At 67.8% G+C, this 15,931-nt stretch carries 6 protein-coding genes; 1 reads left to right on the plus strand and 5 read right to left on the minus strand.

The window, feature by feature from the left end; all coding sequences use genetic code 11:
• Positions 1-79 precede the first annotated feature (79 nt).
• Positions 80-1,372 (plus strand): CpsD/CapB family tyrosine-protein kinase, encoded by a 1,293-nt coding sequence (locus Ga0080574_RS11015; protein ID WP_156876347.1) that lies wholly within the window; start codon positions 80-82, stop codon positions 1,370-1,372.
• A gap of 57 nt (positions 1,373-1,429) precedes the next feature.
• Here the strand turns inward: Ga0080574_RS11015 and Ga0080574_RS11020 are convergent, their stop codons facing one another.
• The 5 genes from Ga0080574_RS11020 to Ga0080574_RS11040 all read right to left on the minus strand — a co-directional run bounded on the left by Ga0080574_RS11020 (position 1,430) and on the right by Ga0080574_RS11040 (position 15,818).
• Complete coding sequence (locus tag Ga0080574_RS11020) at positions 1,430-2,755, minus strand: GumC family protein (protein ID WP_076698748.1); 1,326 nt, start codon at positions 2,753-2,755, stop codon at positions 1,430-1,432.
• 209 nt (positions 2,756-2,964) lie between these two features.
• Positions 2,965-3,618 (minus strand): 4'-phosphopantetheinyl transferase family protein, encoded by a 654-nt coding sequence (locus Ga0080574_RS11025; protein ID WP_237219358.1) that lies wholly within the window; start codon positions 3,616-3,618, stop codon positions 2,965-2,967.
• A 7-nt stretch (positions 3,619-3,625) separates the two neighbouring features.
• Positions 3,626-8,326, minus strand: coding sequence for a MupA/Atu3671 family FMN-dependent luciferase-like monooxygenase (locus tag Ga0080574_RS11030; RefSeq protein ID WP_076698754.1), 4,701 nt, complete (start codon positions 8,324-8,326; stop codon positions 3,626-3,628).
• Between the two features lie 5 nt (positions 8,327-8,331).
• A complete protein-coding gene (locus Ga0080574_RS11035) occupies positions 8,332-9,354 on the minus strand; it encodes a glycosyltransferase family 2 protein (protein ID WP_076698757.1) in 1,023 nt (340 codons plus the stop codon).
• A 5-nt stretch (positions 9,355-9,359) separates the two neighbouring features.
• Entirely contained in the window at positions 9,360-15,818 is a 6,459-nt protein-coding gene (locus Ga0080574_RS11040) for a type I polyketide synthase (RefSeq protein WP_076698760.1), read from the minus strand.
• Positions 15,819-15,931 lie beyond the last annotated feature (113 nt).

The raw sequence follows: 15,931 nt of genomic DNA on the forward strand, positions 1-15,931 counted from the left end.
CGTTTATGATACTCTACGCTCCGCAAGCGTGCCGCGCGTGCCGGCACGGATCCGCGCTGACCGCTCGGAGTTCGGGGGCATGAACATGGTCGACCGCCGCAAATTCCGCCGCAAATTCGGACGCACGGAAGCGCCAGCGCCCGAGACGCAGCCCGAAGATCCGCCCATCGAACCGCTGGAAAGCCGCGAAACCCGGCTCGCCCGCCGCAAGGCGGAGACCGAAGCCGCCGCCGCGGCGGAAGAGGCCGCGCGCAAGGCGCAGGAAGACGATGCCCGCCGCAAGGCAGAGGCCAAGCGCAAGGCCGAGGATGCCCGCCGCGCGGCGGAGCGGCTCGAAGCGGTGCAGCGGCAACGGGCCGAGGCGGCGCGCCGCAAGCGCGAGGCGGAAGAGCAGGCCCGCAAGCAGGCCGAGGACGCGGCCCGCGAGGCGGAGCTTCGCGCGCAGCAGGAGGCCGCACGGGAGGCAGAATCAGCGCGAGCTGCTGAAAAGGCCCGTCAGGAAGACGAGACCCGCCGCGCCGCGATTGCAGAGCGCCGCGAGGAACGCCGCAAGGCCCGCGAAGACGCTCTTCGCCGTGCGCAGGAAGACACCGAAACCGTGCCCGCTGCGGCTGCCGCGCCGGAGCCGAAACCCGCACCGCAGGCCACGCCGCTCTGGGACGCGCTGCCGACCTTTGCCGTCGATGCCCGCCATCTCGAACGCAACCGCATCGTCACCGCCGGGCGCCAGGATCCGGCGCATGCCGCCTTTGACGTGCTGCGCACGCGGCTGTTGCAGGCGCTGGCCGATAATGGCTGGAAACGGGTCGCGATCACCTCGCCGACCAAGGATTGCGGCAAGACCTTCACCGCCGCGAACCTCGCCATCAGCCTCTCGCGTCAGGAAACCTGCCGGACCCTGCTGCTCGATTGCGACCTGCGTCGCCCGACGCTGCACAAGGTGATGGGGCTGCGCAATCCCGGCTCCATGGGCGACATGCTGCGCGGCCTCGTGCCGCCGGAGCGGCAGCTTGCACGGCTTGGCCCGAACGACATCCATGCCGGGCAGAACATCGCCTTCGGCTTCAACGGCACGGTCGAACCCTACGCGTCGGAACTGCTTCAGGATCCGCGCACCGAAGAGACGCTGAACGCCATCGAAAAGAGCCTGGCCCCCGATGTGATCCTCTTCGATCTGCCGCCGGCGCTCTATTTCGACGATGTCATGGCCTTCCGCCCGCAATTCGACGGCGTGCTTCTGGTGATCGGCGGTGGTCTGACCACCGACAAGGAAGTGCGCGAGGTCGAGCGCCGTCTCGGGGACAACACCCCGCTTCTGGGCACGGTCCTGAACAAGGCCGAAGGCACCAACCTGCGCAAGTACAGTTACTGAAAACGGCATTGCCCGGCACAAGGGCCGGGCAATGAACTCCGCTCAGTATAGATCGCGTCAGGGCTGCGCCGCGCGCGGCAGCAGCTTTTCCACCAGCATCTGCCACGGGATCCGGTCGCCCAGCAGCCGGAATGCCGCCGTCCCGACCGCCGCCAGAGACGCCACCAGCGCCAGCAGCCTGAGGCCCCGCCCGCGCCTTTCGCGGCGGGTCTTGATCGTCGGGATCGCCACCACCGGCTGCATGCCCAGCGCCCGCTCCATCTGCACCGCGCTGCGAATCGCCGGGTTCATCAGCTCGACCACGAAGGCCAGCCCGACAGCGGCGATCACGCTGCCCACACCGCCCAGCATCGCAAGCTTCTTGCGGCTGCCCGAGGCGGGCACTTCCGGCACAAGCGCGGTTTCCAGCACCTCGAAACGGTCCATCTGCTGGCGATCCTCCAGCATCTGGCCCATCTCGGCCTCGGCCTTGCGGCGGGTGATCACGCCATACTGTTCCTGAAGCTCGTCGAGCCGGCGCTCAAGTCCGCTCAGCTCGCGCTCGACCTCGGGCGCTTCGAGAATGGTCTGTTCGATCTCGGCGATGCGGCTCTGCACCAGCGCCTTCTGCTCGCGCATCAGCGCGACCTGGCGGGCCAGCACTTCCTCGCGCTGACGGCTGGAATTCGCCTCGAGCGCCACGATATCGCGGTCGAGTTGCAGCAGGTTGTCCTGGAGCGTCGCAAGCTGGTCGCGCAGCGAGGCCAGCCCGCCCGGCAGCGCCGCTGCGTTCTCGCGCTTGTAGCTGGCGATCTGCGCCTCCATGGCATTGATCTCTTCCGAGACGCGCTCCGCCTCGCCCTCGAAGAAGGTCAGCGTCTCGCGCGCCCGGCCGGCGCTGCGGCTGCGCGACTGCTCGATCACCGTATACATCAGCTCGTTGGCCAGATCGGCGGCCTTCTGCGGATCGTCCAGCGTCACGCTGATCAGCAGGCCCGAGGGCGCTTCCTGCTGCGCCTGGAAGGCGTTGGCGTTGGAGCGGATTTCCTCGATCCGCACTGATTCCCGCATCAGGGACACGCGCTCGTTGAGGGGCATATGCGGATCGGCGGCGAACAGGCTGTGCTCCTGCATGATCCGCAGGAGATTGTCGCGCGACATCAGGCGCTGTTCGATCAGGCGCACGCGCCGCGCCGCATCCTCGGATTGCGCGGTGGCGCCGGCCAGCGAATCCGGCACCTGCGCATCCTCGATCTGTACCACAGCGGTGGTCTCGTAGATCTTGGTCTGATTGAGCGCGAGCCACACGGACAGAGCGCAGCCGAGAGCGGTCACACAAAAAATCAGAAAGGCACGGCGCCGCAGTGCTGCGAACACTTCGCCCATCGACTGAAACTGGTTCATCTCGTTACTCCCGCAACGTGTGGCCCCCACCCTGCGTTCGGAAAGAGCCCACACACGTTCTGCAAACGTCGCCGCAGATGAACTAGGAAAGAGGCGCTTTCTTGACGTAATTTAACCAAATTGCCTCTTTTCCGCCATCCTTTTTGCCCGGATTCAGGGAAACAATCCGTCTCTGATACGGAATTTCAGGACACATTTTAGACATATTGTCAGGCGTTTGCCGGCATCAGGCACAGCGACAGGATCAGCCCGGGCAGCAGGTGCTGCCGCATGGGCAGAACCGCGCCCAGACCGGGGCCGGTGTCGCGAACCATGCGCATTTCTCCGGCGGGCAGATTCGCCTGCATGGCGTCGAAGCCGAAGAGGCTCAGGGTCTGCGGGTATTGCGCCTTGTAGGCCGCTTCCTTGGCGCTGAAGATCCGCGCCGCGGCCTCCCGCGCGGGCAGTGGCGCGAGGCCCGCCAGTTCCTGCGGCGTGGCAACTTCCGCGACGATCTCGGCGGGCAGCGCCGCGTCGCGTTCCAGATCGGCCCCGAGGGCAGACCAGTCCGAGCTGTGGCCGACCACAGCGAAACAGAGACCGGCGGCATGGGTGATGCTGCCGACGACGCCGTCGGGCCAGCGCGGCGCGCGGTCGGGATCCATCGCAACCGGCGCCGGCGCGAGGCCAAGCTGCGCCATCGCCCGCCGCGCCGCGACACGCCCGCCGGTGAACTCCGCCAGCCGCGCGGGCACCGCCTTTTGCATGGCGGCGCGCTCTTCGGGAAAGAGCGCGCCGGGGTCGGTTTGAGGAAGGGTGATGGCCCAGCCCAGCGTGTCGGGCAGGCCCGACCGGGACAGCGCCGCCGAAAGGGCCTCGGGCATCATCCGCTCAGGCGCTGCGCCGCGCCCGCATCGCACGGCGGCGGGCCATCGCGTCGGACCGGGCCTGCGCGCGGTCGTTGACGGCCGGGGCCGGCGTTGCGGCTGCGGCGGGAGCGGCAACCGGTTCCGGAGCGGCAACTGCCGGCGCAGCAACCGGCGCCGGCGCCTTGCTGCGCACGGGCGGCGTTGCGGCAGCGGCGGCGGGATCGGTCAGCGCGGCGACACGCGCGGTCAGGTCCTCCAGCACCGGGAAGCGGAAGATGTCGGTGATCGACAGCCCCTTCGCGCCCAGCTCATCGCGGATCGAGCGATGCGCCTGCACTGCGAGCAGCGAATGCCCGCCGAGGTCGAAGAAGCTGTCACGCCCGGAAATATCGGCCACGCCCAGCACCGTCGACCAGATCTCGGCGATCTGCGCCTGAAGCCTGCCGCTGTCCTGCGCCGTGCCCGCCGCAACAGCGGGCGCGGCCTGCACCACCGGCGCCGCCGCCGGTTTCGGCGCCGCCACCTTTTTCGCCACCGGCGCCGGCAGCGCCTTGCGGTCGACCTTCTTGTTCGGCGTCAGCGGGAAGGTCTCGAGCCGCACCAGATGCGTCGGCACCATGAAGGCCGGAAGATCGGCGCCCATCGCCGCCTTGACCGTCGCCTCGTTCAGCGGCGCCTCGGAGGTGTAATAGCCCACCAGCCGGATGTCGCCCGGCTGATCCTCGCGCGCGACAACCACCGCCTGGGTGACGCCCGTCTGATCCTCCAGCACCGCCTCGATCTCGCCCAGCTCGATGCGGAAGCCGCGCAGCTTCACCTGATGATCGACCCGGCCGATGAAGTCGATCCTGCCGTCGATGCGGCGCCGCACCAGATCGCCGGTGCGATACATCCGCCCGCCATGGAACGGGTTTTCGACAAAGCGCTCGGCGGTCATCTCCTCGCGGCCCGAATAGCCGCGCGTCACGCCCTCGCCGCCGATCCACAGCTCGCCCGGCATGCCCACGCCCACCGGCTGCTGCGCCTCATCCAGCACATAGAGCTGCTGGTTGGCCAGCGGCAGGCCGATATTGACCACACCATCCGCAACGCCGGCGGCTTCGGTCGAGGACCAGATCGTCGTCTCGGTCGGCCCGTACATATTGGTGACCGACGCCTCGGTGATCTTGGCGAATTCCTGCACCAGCGCACCCGGCAGCGGCTCGCCGCCGAGGAACAGGTGCTGCACTTTCGACAGCGCATAGCGCGCCTCGTCGTTCATCGCGATCATCCGGGCCATGGAGGGCGTGCATTGCATATGCGTCACGCCATGGCGCAGGATCTGCGCGGCAATCGAGAAATCGTCCGCATCCAGCTCCGGCGCCACATTGGCCGCCTTCACCACTTTCGCCAGCGGGCGCAGCCCTTCCAGCACCTGCTCGCGCGCGATGCCGTAGTCGATCAGGCAGGCGATCTCGGTCACACCGATGCGCTTGAGCTGTTCGGTCCGCGCCAGCGCATCCTCGACGGTGCCAAAGAGGCCGCTTTCGTTGAAATAGCGCTCGAAGGCGAAATCGAGAATGGCCTCCAGATCCTCGGGGGTGAGGATTTCCAGATCCAGCTCGAACGGGTTGTTGAGCCCCTTCGGCCGTTTGAAGGCCGGGAAGGTCCAGGCGTATTGCTTGATGAGCCCCGCCGCCGAGCGCAGATATTCGCGCATCGGGCCGCGCGCCGTCTCGCGCGCCTCCTCGCGGGTCTCGGCGATATAGGTGTGCAGCATCAGCGAGACGCTGAAATCCGCCGGGTCATGGCCGGCCTCGCGCAGCGCCGCGTGATAGATGCGGATCTTGTCGGCGACCTCGTCGATGGACTGGCCCAGCAGGTGGGTGAGCACATTGCAGCCCAGCCGCCCCGCCTCCTTCCAGGTGTCGGGATTGCCCGCCGTGGTCACCCAGATCGGCAGCTCGGAAGAGACCGGGCGCGGCTGGGTCACCACGTCGAAAGGCGTGCCGTCCTGACGCGGAAAGGGCACCGCCTCGCCGCGCCACAGCCGGCGGATCTGGTCGATATTCTCGATCATCGCGGGCTTGTTGTTCGGCGGGGTGTTTTCCGGGCGCAGCACGAAATCGTCGGGCTGCCAGCCGGAGGCGATGGCCAGCCCCGCGCGCCCGTTGGTCAGGTTGTCGATCACCGCCCATTCCTCGGCGATGCGCGCCGGGTGGTGCAGCGGCGCCACGACCGAGCCCGAGCGCACGGCGATATTGCGGGTGACGGCAGCCACGGCGGCGCCGGTCACCGAGGGGTTCGGATAGGGGCCGCCGAAAGCGTGGAAGTGGCGCTCCGGCGTCCAGACGGCGCTAAACCCGTTCTCATCGGCGAATTTCGCACCTTCCAGCAGCATCGCATATTTGTCGCGACCGACGCCGTCATCATTGCCCCAGTAATAGAGCGAGAAGGCCATGTCGTGATCCGACAGCGGCATCGGCCCCTTGGAGATCAGCCCGCGATCCTCGTCCGAGGTCAGCACGACGGTAAAGCCGCGCGCGGTGGTGTAGAAGAGCTCCAGCACCGAGATGTCGAAGCTGAGCGAGGTCACCGCAAGCCAGGTGCCCGCGGGATCGTGCGGCACATTGGCATCCATACCGAGATAGAAGTTCAGCACGTTGCGATGCTCGATCATCACGCCCTTGGGCGTGCCGGTCGAGCCGCTGGTATAGATCACATAGGCCAGATCCTCGGGCGTGCTGGTGGCACCCACCGGCGTGGACGGTGCCTGCGCCAGGCGCGGGTCGGCGTCGATGACCAGCAGCTCGGCCTTGTGCTCGGGCAGATCGGCTTTCAGCGCCGCTTGCGTGACGATCACCGGCGCGCCGCTATCGGCGATGTAGTGCTTCAGGCGGTCGGCGGGATAGGACGGGTCGAGCGGCAGATAGGCGCCGCCGGCCTTGAGGATCCCCAGCGCGCCGACCATCAGGTCGACCGAGCGGCGGGTGAAGAGCCCCACAACGGTGCCCGCCTGCACCCCCATGCCGCGCAGCACCTGCGCCGCCTGATTGGCGCGCGCGTCGAGCTGGGCATAGGTCAGCGACTGGTCCTCAAAGACCAGCGCGACGGCGTCGGGGGTCTTGGCGACCTGTGCCTCGAAGGCCGCCTGCATGGTCAGGCTGCGGTCATGGTCCTGAGTGGTGGCGTTCCAGGCGTTAAGCACCAGATCCCGTTCGGCCTCGGGCAGCGCGGGCAGGGAGGCGAGCAGAGCCTCTCCTTGCGCCGCGCCTGCCAGAAGCTCCAGCCGCGCCGCCAGAAGCTCACCCTGCGCCTGCGGCATGCGGCCCGTATCGGTGTAGAGCGTGGCGCCGTCTGCACCCAGCTCGACAGTGACGGCGGTGCCGGGGATGTGGCCCGCACCAAAGCTGAGGCCCACATGCGGCACCTGCGGCGCGCCGGAGAGCGCGGGCTCGCGGGCGGGCAGATCGGTGGCAAAGCCCTTGTGTTTCTGGACCTTGGCCAGCTCTGCCTCAACGGCCTCGGAGAGCGCCTGAACCGTGCCCGTCGCCTCGACCCGCAGCGGCGCCCAGGGAGCGATGAAGCCGCCTTCGGAGAGATCTTTCAGCGTCGCGTCGGCATAGGCCAGATCGCAGATCTCGTGCCCGTCGAGCCGCGCCGCCCAGGCGGCGACCAGCGCCGGCGCGTTCGGACCCAGCGACAGCGGGCGCGACAACACCTCACCGCCGCTCTTGCCGAGCCCCTGAAGCTCGACCGGGGCCAGAGACGTCAGGCGCTTGCGCCAATAGCCTTCGCTGGGCGCGACTTGCGTGATCTTTGCATCGACCGCCGCGCGCTCCTCGGCAGAGAGCAGCTCCAGCATATCCCCCGGCTTGCCGACCTGCGCCACCAGCGCCAGCGCGCCGCAGAGATGGGTGAAATGCGCTATCTTGAGCGCGCCGCTGCCGCAAGCGACGGTCAGGTGATCGTCGGTCGCTTCCAGCACCGCGCCGGGCGTGCCGAAGCCTTCAACGGCAACCGCCTTGCCCACAAGCCAAAGCTTGCCATGCGCGCGCAGCTTGGGGGCGGAAAGCGGGTTGGCATAGCCGCCGTGATCCAGCGCGCGCACCAGCCGCGCCAGCTCGGGCGCGGGCCGCGTGAAGTCCAGCAGACCATGCGCCGAGGGCCGGTCGGCCAGCGCGTGATAGCTGCGGAAGCTCAGATCCTGCGGCACCCGACGCAGCCCGTGTTCGAGCTGCTCCATCAGGTCGCCGAAACTGTCGATGGCGGCCTCATAGGCCTTGGTGTTCAGCGTCAGCGCCGTGTCGCTGGCCGAGACGTCGAAGCCGCGCGAGACGAGAATATCGCCCTCGTCCACGCCGCCCTCGATCATGTGCCAGGTGATGCCGTGACGGCTCTCGCCCGCGATCAGCGCCCAGACCGGCGCGTTGAGCCCGGCATGGCGCGGCAGCGGGCCGTCATGGAAGTTGACCGCGCCCCTGGCGGGCATCGCCAGCACAGAGGCGGGGATGATGTCGAGATTGGAGATCGACAGCAGCCAGTCGAATTCCAGCCCCTCCAGTCGCTCGGCCAGCCCCTTGCCCGGCGCGATCACGCGCAGCCCGCGCCCCTCGGCCCACTCGGCAATATCCGCGTTGCGGGTCACCACCGCGCGGATGGGATGCCCCGCCGCCAGCAGCTTTTCGCTGCACTGCACGAGGAGGGATTCGTTGCCGATCACCACACTGGAAAACTGGGCCATATCACTTACTCCGCTGGGGTCTCAAACGCGGTGCCGTCCTTTGGGGAGATCACCGCCGCGCGCTTTCCCGGCAGGGGCCGGACCAGCGCCTTGAGGTCATGAAAAACCAGATCGCGCAGGAAATGCGGCGGATCGGCGGGGGGCTTGTTCTGCACCAGACGGCGCAGACGCCACAGCCCCCCGCCCGCCACATGCGCAAGCGTCGCCAAAGCCGCATAGAAACGGCCATGGTTTTTCGAATAGTAATGCCAGCGGCTGTCGAGCCAGAAGCCCGGCACGCGCTGCCATGTCTTCATCCCGGTCGAGACCGAGCCGATATGCGTCACCTCGCTGTCGCGGATGTAATGCACTTCATGCCCGGCGCGGGCGGCGCGCAGACACAGGTCGGTTTCCTCGAAATAGAGAAAGAAGGTCTCGTCAAAGAGCCCGATCTCGTCCAGCACCGATTGCCGCATCATCATCGAGGCGCCGGCGAGCCAGTCGACCCGCTCGCGGGTCTGCGGGATGCCGATGGGCACGATCTTGTGCTTGAGCAGACGCGAGAACGGCCCGAACCGCGCGGCGCCCTCGAATTCCGACGCCACCGAGGGGAAGCGGAAGGCGGTCATATGCGCCTCGCCATCCTCGCCATGGATATAGCTGCCGGCAAACCCCGTCGCCGGGTGGCTTTCGAGATGGTCGTAAAGCGCCTGGATGCTGCCCGGATCGGGGAAGGCATCGGAATTCAGGATATAGACGTAATCGGGCCGGCTGCCATCGGACCAGCCGGCGCGGATGCCGACATTGTTGCCCGCGCCAAAGCCACCGTTATGGCCCGACTGGATCAGCCGCACCGGCGCGCCCTGCGCCCAGGGCTCGGAGGCCAGCGCCGCCTGCATCGTCTCGAAAGACCCGTCGCCGCTATCGTTGTCGACGATCACCAGCTCGGCGTTCAACCCCGTCATTTCGCGCAACGCGAACTGCACCGAGCGCAGCGTCATCTCTGCCGTGCGATAGTTCAGCGATATGACCAAAAGCTTCGGTTGCATGTCTCTCACTCCGCCGCCCGGTGGCCAGGAAATTCCACCACTTCGGCGCCGCGCCGCTGCGCCTCGGCGCCGGTGATCGCCTCGCGCATGAGACCCGCAAGCACCCGCACATTGGGCTCCAGCACCATGGAATCGTGGTCGCCCGGCACCTCATGCACCTCCACATGCGGCACGAACTGTCCCCAGTCGTTGTCATGCATCACATAGGCGCGTTCGGAATTTACCATGCGGCCCTGCGATACCTGCCACTTGCCCACCAGCGGCGGACGGTAGAGCACCAGCCGCCCATCCCAGGCACGCACGCGGTACTGTGCCACGGCGGTCAGGAAAGCCGCCTCGATCTCGGCATTGTGGAAGCTGTGCTCTGCCTCGGTGCTGTCTTTGGTCTGTCGCTTTGCAATCTCCCAGCGGATCCGGTTGCGGGCCCAGATCAGCGGGTAGAACAGGCCCTTGGCCCTCGCCTCCTGCCACTGGATCATCATCCGGTCGCGGCGTTCCAGCGGGCGGCGCATGGGCAGCGGCGTGTCGAGCAGCACGCAGAGCGACACCTCCTCGCCCATCTGTTCCAACTGCCGCGCGATCTCGAAAGCGGTGATGCCGCCGCCGGAGAAACCGCCGACCATATAGGGGCCTTGCGCCTGCACCTGCCGCATCTCGGCGATGTAGTCGCGCGCCGCCTCCTCGATGCTGCGATGCGGCTCTTCGCCACCGTAAAGCCCGCGCGCCTGAAGGCCATAGAACGGCCGGTCGGCGCCCAGCAGATGCGCGAGGTGGCGCAGGTTCAGGACGTTGCCGAACATGCCCGCCACCAGGAAGAACGGCGTGCGCGGCCCGCCCTCGCCATCATGCATCGGCACGATATGGGTAAAGCGGCGCTCGGGGGCCTTGGGCGTGCCCTCGGCGGTCTCCTCATCCGCGACGATGCCCGCCTGCTCGGCGATGAGTGCGGCGCATTTGCGGATCGTCGGTGCCTCGAACAGCACCGAAATCGGGAAGTCGATGCGATAGGCTTTCTTGACCATCGCAAACAGCCGCACGGCAATCAGCGAGTGCCCGCCGAGATCGAAGAAACTGTCCTCGACGCCCACATTCTGCACGCCCAGCAGATCCTCCCAGAACCCCACAAGCGTGCGCTCGATATCGTTCTCGGGGGCGACATAATCGCCTTCGAGCTGCGGACGGTCGAATTTCTGCACCTCGCCCTTCTCAGCGGTGGAGGCGGCGGTCTGCGCGGTGAGCTGATCGAGATCCATCGAGGAAATCACCAGTTGCGGCGCGCCGAGCGACAGGGCGCGGGCAAAGGCGCTGACGCCCTCTTCCGGAAGGATGCCCTGGCTGAGATTGTGTGCCAGACGCTCCTCGGCGGGCGAGAGCGGCTGTGCCGCGTCCTGCGGCCCGTCAAGCTCCAGCTCGGCGGCGGTGAGGCGCGGGGCGGCGTGCAGGATGTCGGCCTGCGCCAGCTTGTGGATGGTAAAGCCCGAGATCTCGACCAGCACCGTGCCATCGGGGGCGCAAAGCGTGATGTCAAAGCTGGCGGTGGCGGCATCGGCGCGGTTTTCGGCGGCGTTGCGCACCCAGCTCACGATCTGCTCGGTCAGCGGCGCGTGCACGCGGACGCGGGTGTAGGAGAGCGGCACCCAGAGATGCGTGGGCTGATAGCCCTCGATCAGCTCCATCGCCCAGCCGGTGGCGATGTCCATGAGCGCGGGATGCAGCAGGCAGCCATCGGCGCGGGCGCTGTCCGCCAGCGACAGCTCGGCGATGCCCTCGCCCTTGCCCAGCGCGCGGCTGTCCAGAACCTTCCAGCGCGGACCGAATTGCAGCTGCACCTCCTGCGCGGCGGCGAGCCTCGCGCCCGGCTCGGCCAGCAGCGGCTTGCCGCAGCGGGCGCGGATCGCGGAGAGGTCGAGCGGGTCGGGGCGCTGCATTGGCATGAGCGCCAGCGTGCCCTGAGCGGTCAGCGCAAAGCCGCGCTTGCCGGCCAGCGTGGCGTCGGCCAGCACGTCGAAACCGTAACCTTCGTCGCGGCGCGACAGCCGCAGCCGCATCTCGCGCGCGCCGCCATCAGCGACCCGCAGCGGGCGCAGGAAGGTCAGGTCGCGGATCTCGAACCCGCCGGTCTCGTGCTGGGCACGCAGCGCCTCGGCGGCGAGCGCCAGATAGCCGGTGCCGGGCAGCAGCGCGTCGCCCGCCTTGGTGCGGTGCTCGTCGATGAACCAGTCCTTGGCGGAATAGCTGGCGGTGAAGAGCCGGTTGCCCTGCGCGTCAAAGGTCTTTTCATCGAGCATCGGCACACCGGCAGGCTCGACCGGCGCCTTCGGCACCTCGCCCCGGCGCGCGGCGACCGCTTCGGCGGCCATGCCGACCTCGTTCCAGATTCCCCAGTTGATCGCCACGACGCGGGTCTTGCCGCCGGCGCGGGCCTGGGCAAAGGCGTTGAGATATTCGTTGGCGGCGACGTAATCCACCTGCCCCGCCGGCGCGGTGACAGTGGAGGAGGACGCAAACAGCACCATCCAGTCGACCGAGCCATCGGGGAAGAGTTCGCCCAGCACCTGGGTGCCGTGGATCTTGGGGGTGAAGACATCCTCAACGCTGGCTGGACTTTTGGTCAGCAGCGGGCCGTCGTCGATGACACCTGCGCCGTGGATCACGCCCGTGATCGTGCCAAACTTGGCCTCGGCGGCCTCTTTCACCCGCTGCATCTGCGTCAGGTTGCAGACATCGGCGGCGGCGATCCTGACCTCGGCGCCGGCCTCTTCGAGTGCCATCACAGCGCGGATGCGTCGGGCGGTGCTGTCCTGCGGCGCGTGGCGCGAGAGATAATCGGGCCAGTGCGACCGCTCGGGCAGGTCGTTGCGGGCGACCAGCACCAGATTGGCGCCCTTGGAGGCAAACTCCTGCGCCAGCGTGAGGCCGATGCCACCAAAGCCGCCGGTGATCAGATAGGTGCCACCGTCCACCGCGACCGGTGCTGCGTCAGGCAGCGCCACCGGCTTCATCGCGCATTCGAACCGCCGCGCGCCGCGCAGGGCGGTGATGGCATCGGCGGGCTCGGACAGCAGCTCTTCGAGAATCTGAAGGCTCAGCGCGTCAAGCGCGGCCTCGTGTTTGGCCTCGGCGGATTTGCGGGTAAAGAGCCCGCCCTGCACAGGCGCGGGCAGGGTCAGATCGAGCGTCGAGACCGACACGCCCGGCAGCTCGCGCGGTATCACCCGCGCAGGCCCGGCGATGGTGGCTTTCGACGGGTAGGGCAGCGCCTCGTCGCGCAGCCTTGCGGCGCCGCTGGTGACCACGCTCAGATGCAGCGGGCGCGGCAGGTTTTCCTCGGCCACGGCCTGGGCAAGGAAGAGCAGCGAATAGAAGCCCTGCTCCTGCACCCGGTGGAAAAAGCTCGACCCGGGGCGGTGGCTCTCGCCCTCGGTCACCAGCCAGAAATGCGCGATCCGCGTCGGCACATGGCCGCGCAGCGCCAGATCCTGCACCAGCAGGTCATAGCCCTCGCGCCCGCGTTCCGGGGCAAGGAGATAGGAGGTATCCGAGAGCCGGGTAAAGCTGTCGCCGGTCCGGACCTCGACCACGGTGTGACCGGCGGCTTTCAGTTTCGCCGCCGCGCGGGCGGCGAGCCCCGCTTCGTCCATGAAGATCAGCCAGCATTGCGGCTCGGCATCGGCGAGCCCCTCGGCCACGTCGACCTCAACCTCCGCCGCGCGCGGGCGCCAGACCGGTTTCCAGCCCCAGCCCGACACATCGTCGGTCCGCATGAGATATTGCGGCGCGGTCTCGGCCTGCCGCTGGCCGGGCGCGATGAAATAGGGCGCGCGCTGAAAGGCATAGGAGGGCAGGACCACGCGGTTGCGCCGCGCATCGCCCCAGATCTGATCCCAGTCGATCTGCGCGCCCAGCGCCCAGAGACGGCCCAGCACCTCGAACATGTGCTTGTCGTCGGCAATCACATCGTCGCGGTGACGCAGCGAGGAGAGAACCTGCTGGCCCGGCGCATCCGGGTGCTGGCGGGCGAGTGCGGAAAGCGCCTTGCCGGGGCCGACCTCAAGGAAGATGCGGTTGGGCTTTGCCAGCGTGCCGATGCAGTCGGCGAAATGCACGGTGCCGCGCAGATGCTCGACCCAGTAATCCGGCGAGGTCGCCTGCTCTGCGGTCATCAGCGCGCCGGTGCGGTTCGAGGTCAGCGGGATCTGCGGCGCGAAAAGGTCGATGGAGCGCAGATAGGCGCGGAACTGGTCGAGGATCGGCTCCAGCATGCGGCTATGGGCGGCGATGTCGATCTGGATGCGCTGGCAGTCGATGCCCTCGGATTTGAGGCGGGCTTCCAGCGCGTCGAGCGCCGCCTGCGGCCCGGAGGCGACGGTCAGCTCGGGCGCGTTGACGGCGCCGAGGTCGAGCTCTTCGCCCAGATAGGGCTGAAGCGCCTCGGCGGTGAGGTTGACCGAGAGCATGCCGCCGGCGGGCACGCTGTCGAAGAGCCGGCCGCGCAGATGCACGAGGCCGATGCAATCCTCGAAACTCATGACGCCGGCGAGACAGGCGGCGGTGTTCTCGCCCATGGAATGGCCGGCCAGCGCGACGGGCTGAACGCCCCAGCTCATCCAGAGCTGGGCCAGCGCGTATTCGGTGATCATGATCAGCGGCAGTTGCAGCGAGGGGCGGGTCAGCGCCGCGTCCGCGTCTTCGCGGGCGCCCTCTTCCGGCAGCCACAGCGCGCGGATGTCATGGTCGGAGATCTCGGCCAGCGTATCGAGCCCGCGATCCATCCACTCGGCAAAGACCGGCTCGGTCTCGTAGAGATCGCGCGCCATGCCGGCATATTGCGCGCCGCCGCCGGGGAACATGAAGGCCACGTCCGGCCGGTCCAGCGCGGAATGCGAATGCACCCGGCGCGGGGCGTCCTCTTCCAGCAGGCGGGCGGCCTCTTCGTGGCTTTCGGCCACCACGATCCGGCGCTTCTCGAAGGCGCGGCGGCCTTCCTTCAGCGTCCAGGCAATATCGGCGAGCGGCTGCTCGGGATGGGCGCGCAGATGCGCCGCCAGCCGCCTTGCGCCTTCGTCGAGCGCCCCCTTGCTGCGCGCCGAGAGCGTCAGGATCTGGAACGGCCAGTCGCTGTCTTCGGAGGGCGCCTGCGCGGGCGCCTCTTCCAGCACCGCATGCGCGTTGGTGCCGCCGACGCCCAGCGCGTTCACCCCGGCGCGGCGCGGATGAGCGCTTGTCGGCCAGGGGGTGAGCGTGTCGTTAACCATAAACGGCGACGTCTCGAACTCGATCGCCGGGTTTGGCGCCTCATAGCCCAGCGAGGGCGGGATCTCGCCCTCATGCAGCGCCAGCGAGGTCTTGATCAGCCCTGCGACACCCGCCGCCGTATCGAGATGGCCGATATTGGTCTTCACCGAGCCGATGCGGCAATGGCCCGTGGCATCCGAGCTCTCGCGGAAGGCCTGGGTCATGGCGGCGACCTCGATGGGATCGCCCAGATAGGTGCCGGTGCCGTGGCATTCCACGTAATCCACCGTGTCGGAGGTGATCCCCGCCACCGCCTGCGCCTCGGCCACCGCCTGTGCCTGCCCATCGACGGAGGGCGCCAGATAGCCGGCCTTTTGCGCGCCGTCATTGTTCACGGCGGTGCCCTTGATCACCGCCCAGATGTGATCGCCGTCGGCAATGGCATCCGCCAGCCGCCGCAGCACCACGACCCCCACGCCGGAACCGAACACCGTGCCCTGCGCGCGATGGTCGAAGGCGTGGCATTGCCCGTCGGGCGAGAGGATCTCGTTTTCCTTGTAGAGATAGCCCCGGCCCTGCGGCAGCTCGATGGTCACGCCCCCGGCGAGCGCCATGTCGCATTCGCCGTTGAGCAGCGCCTGCGCGGCGTAATGGGTGGCCACCAGCGAAGTCGAGCAGGCGGTTTGCAGGTTGATCGACGGCCCGTGCAGATCGAGCACATGGCTCAGCCGGGTGGTCATGAAATCCTTGTCGTTGCCGGTATGGCGCAGCAGGAACATGCCGGTATTCTCGACCAGATCCGGGTTCGCGCAGACGTTGAAATAGAAATAGCTGCCCATGCCGCAGCCCGCGAAGACGCCGACCTGACCGTCGAAGCTCTCGGGCACATGGCCGGCGTTTTCCAGCGCCTCCCAGGCGGTTTCGAGGAACTGCCGGTGCTGCGGATCCATGATCGCCGCCTCTTTCGGAGAGAACCCGAAGAATTCGGCATCGAACATCTCGAAATCATCAAGCGGCGCGGCGAAGGGCACGTAATCCTTGTGGCGGATGAGGCCCGGATCCTCGCCCGCCTCCAGCAGCTCCTCTTCGGAAAGCCGGCGGATGGCGCTGCGCCCGGAGCGCAGATTGTCCCAGTAGCGCTGGATGTTCTCGGCACCGGGAAGATGCGCGGCCATGCCGACGATAGCGATGTCGTTTTCGCCGGTTTGGTGCTGCGTTTCTGCGCTCATGACCTGGTACCCCGTCACATCAGACTTTGCCCCGCGTAAAGGAGGAATGGGGAGAAAATGCGGCGCTTTTTAGGTATCCACCCAGCCTTCGCCATCTTTCAGGCTGCGCCGAC

The organism is Salipiger abyssi (assembly GCF_001975705.1).
Lineage (GTDB): Bacteria > Pseudomonadota > Alphaproteobacteria > Rhodobacterales > Rhodobacteraceae > Salipiger > Salipiger abyssi.

Bases quoted from the DNA above. Each gene is read 5' to 3' on its own strand.
- Ga0080574_RS11020 (WP_076698748.1), bottom strand. From the start codon at position 2,755: ATGAACCAGTTTCAGTCGATGGGCGAAGTGTTCGCAGCACTGCGGCGC.
- Ga0080574_RS11040 (WP_076698760.1), bottom strand. From the start codon at position 15,818: ATGAGCGCAGAAACGCAGCACCAAACCGGCGAAAACGACATCGCTATC.
- Ga0080574_RS11035 (WP_076698757.1), bottom strand. From the start codon at position 9,354: ATGCAACCGAAGCTTTTGGTCATATCGCTGAACTATCGCACGGCAGAG.
- Ga0080574_RS11030 (WP_076698754.1), bottom strand. From the start codon at position 8,326: ATGGCCCAGTTTTCCAGTGTGGTGATCGGCAACGAATCCCTCCTCGTG.
- Ga0080574_RS11015 (WP_156876347.1), top strand. From the start codon at position 80: ATGAACATGGTCGACCGCCGCAAATTCCGCCGCAAATTCGGACGCACG.
- Ga0080574_RS11025 (WP_237219358.1), bottom strand. From the start codon at position 3,618: ATGCCCGAGGCCCTTTCGGCGGCGCTGTCCCGGTCGGGCCTGCCCGAC.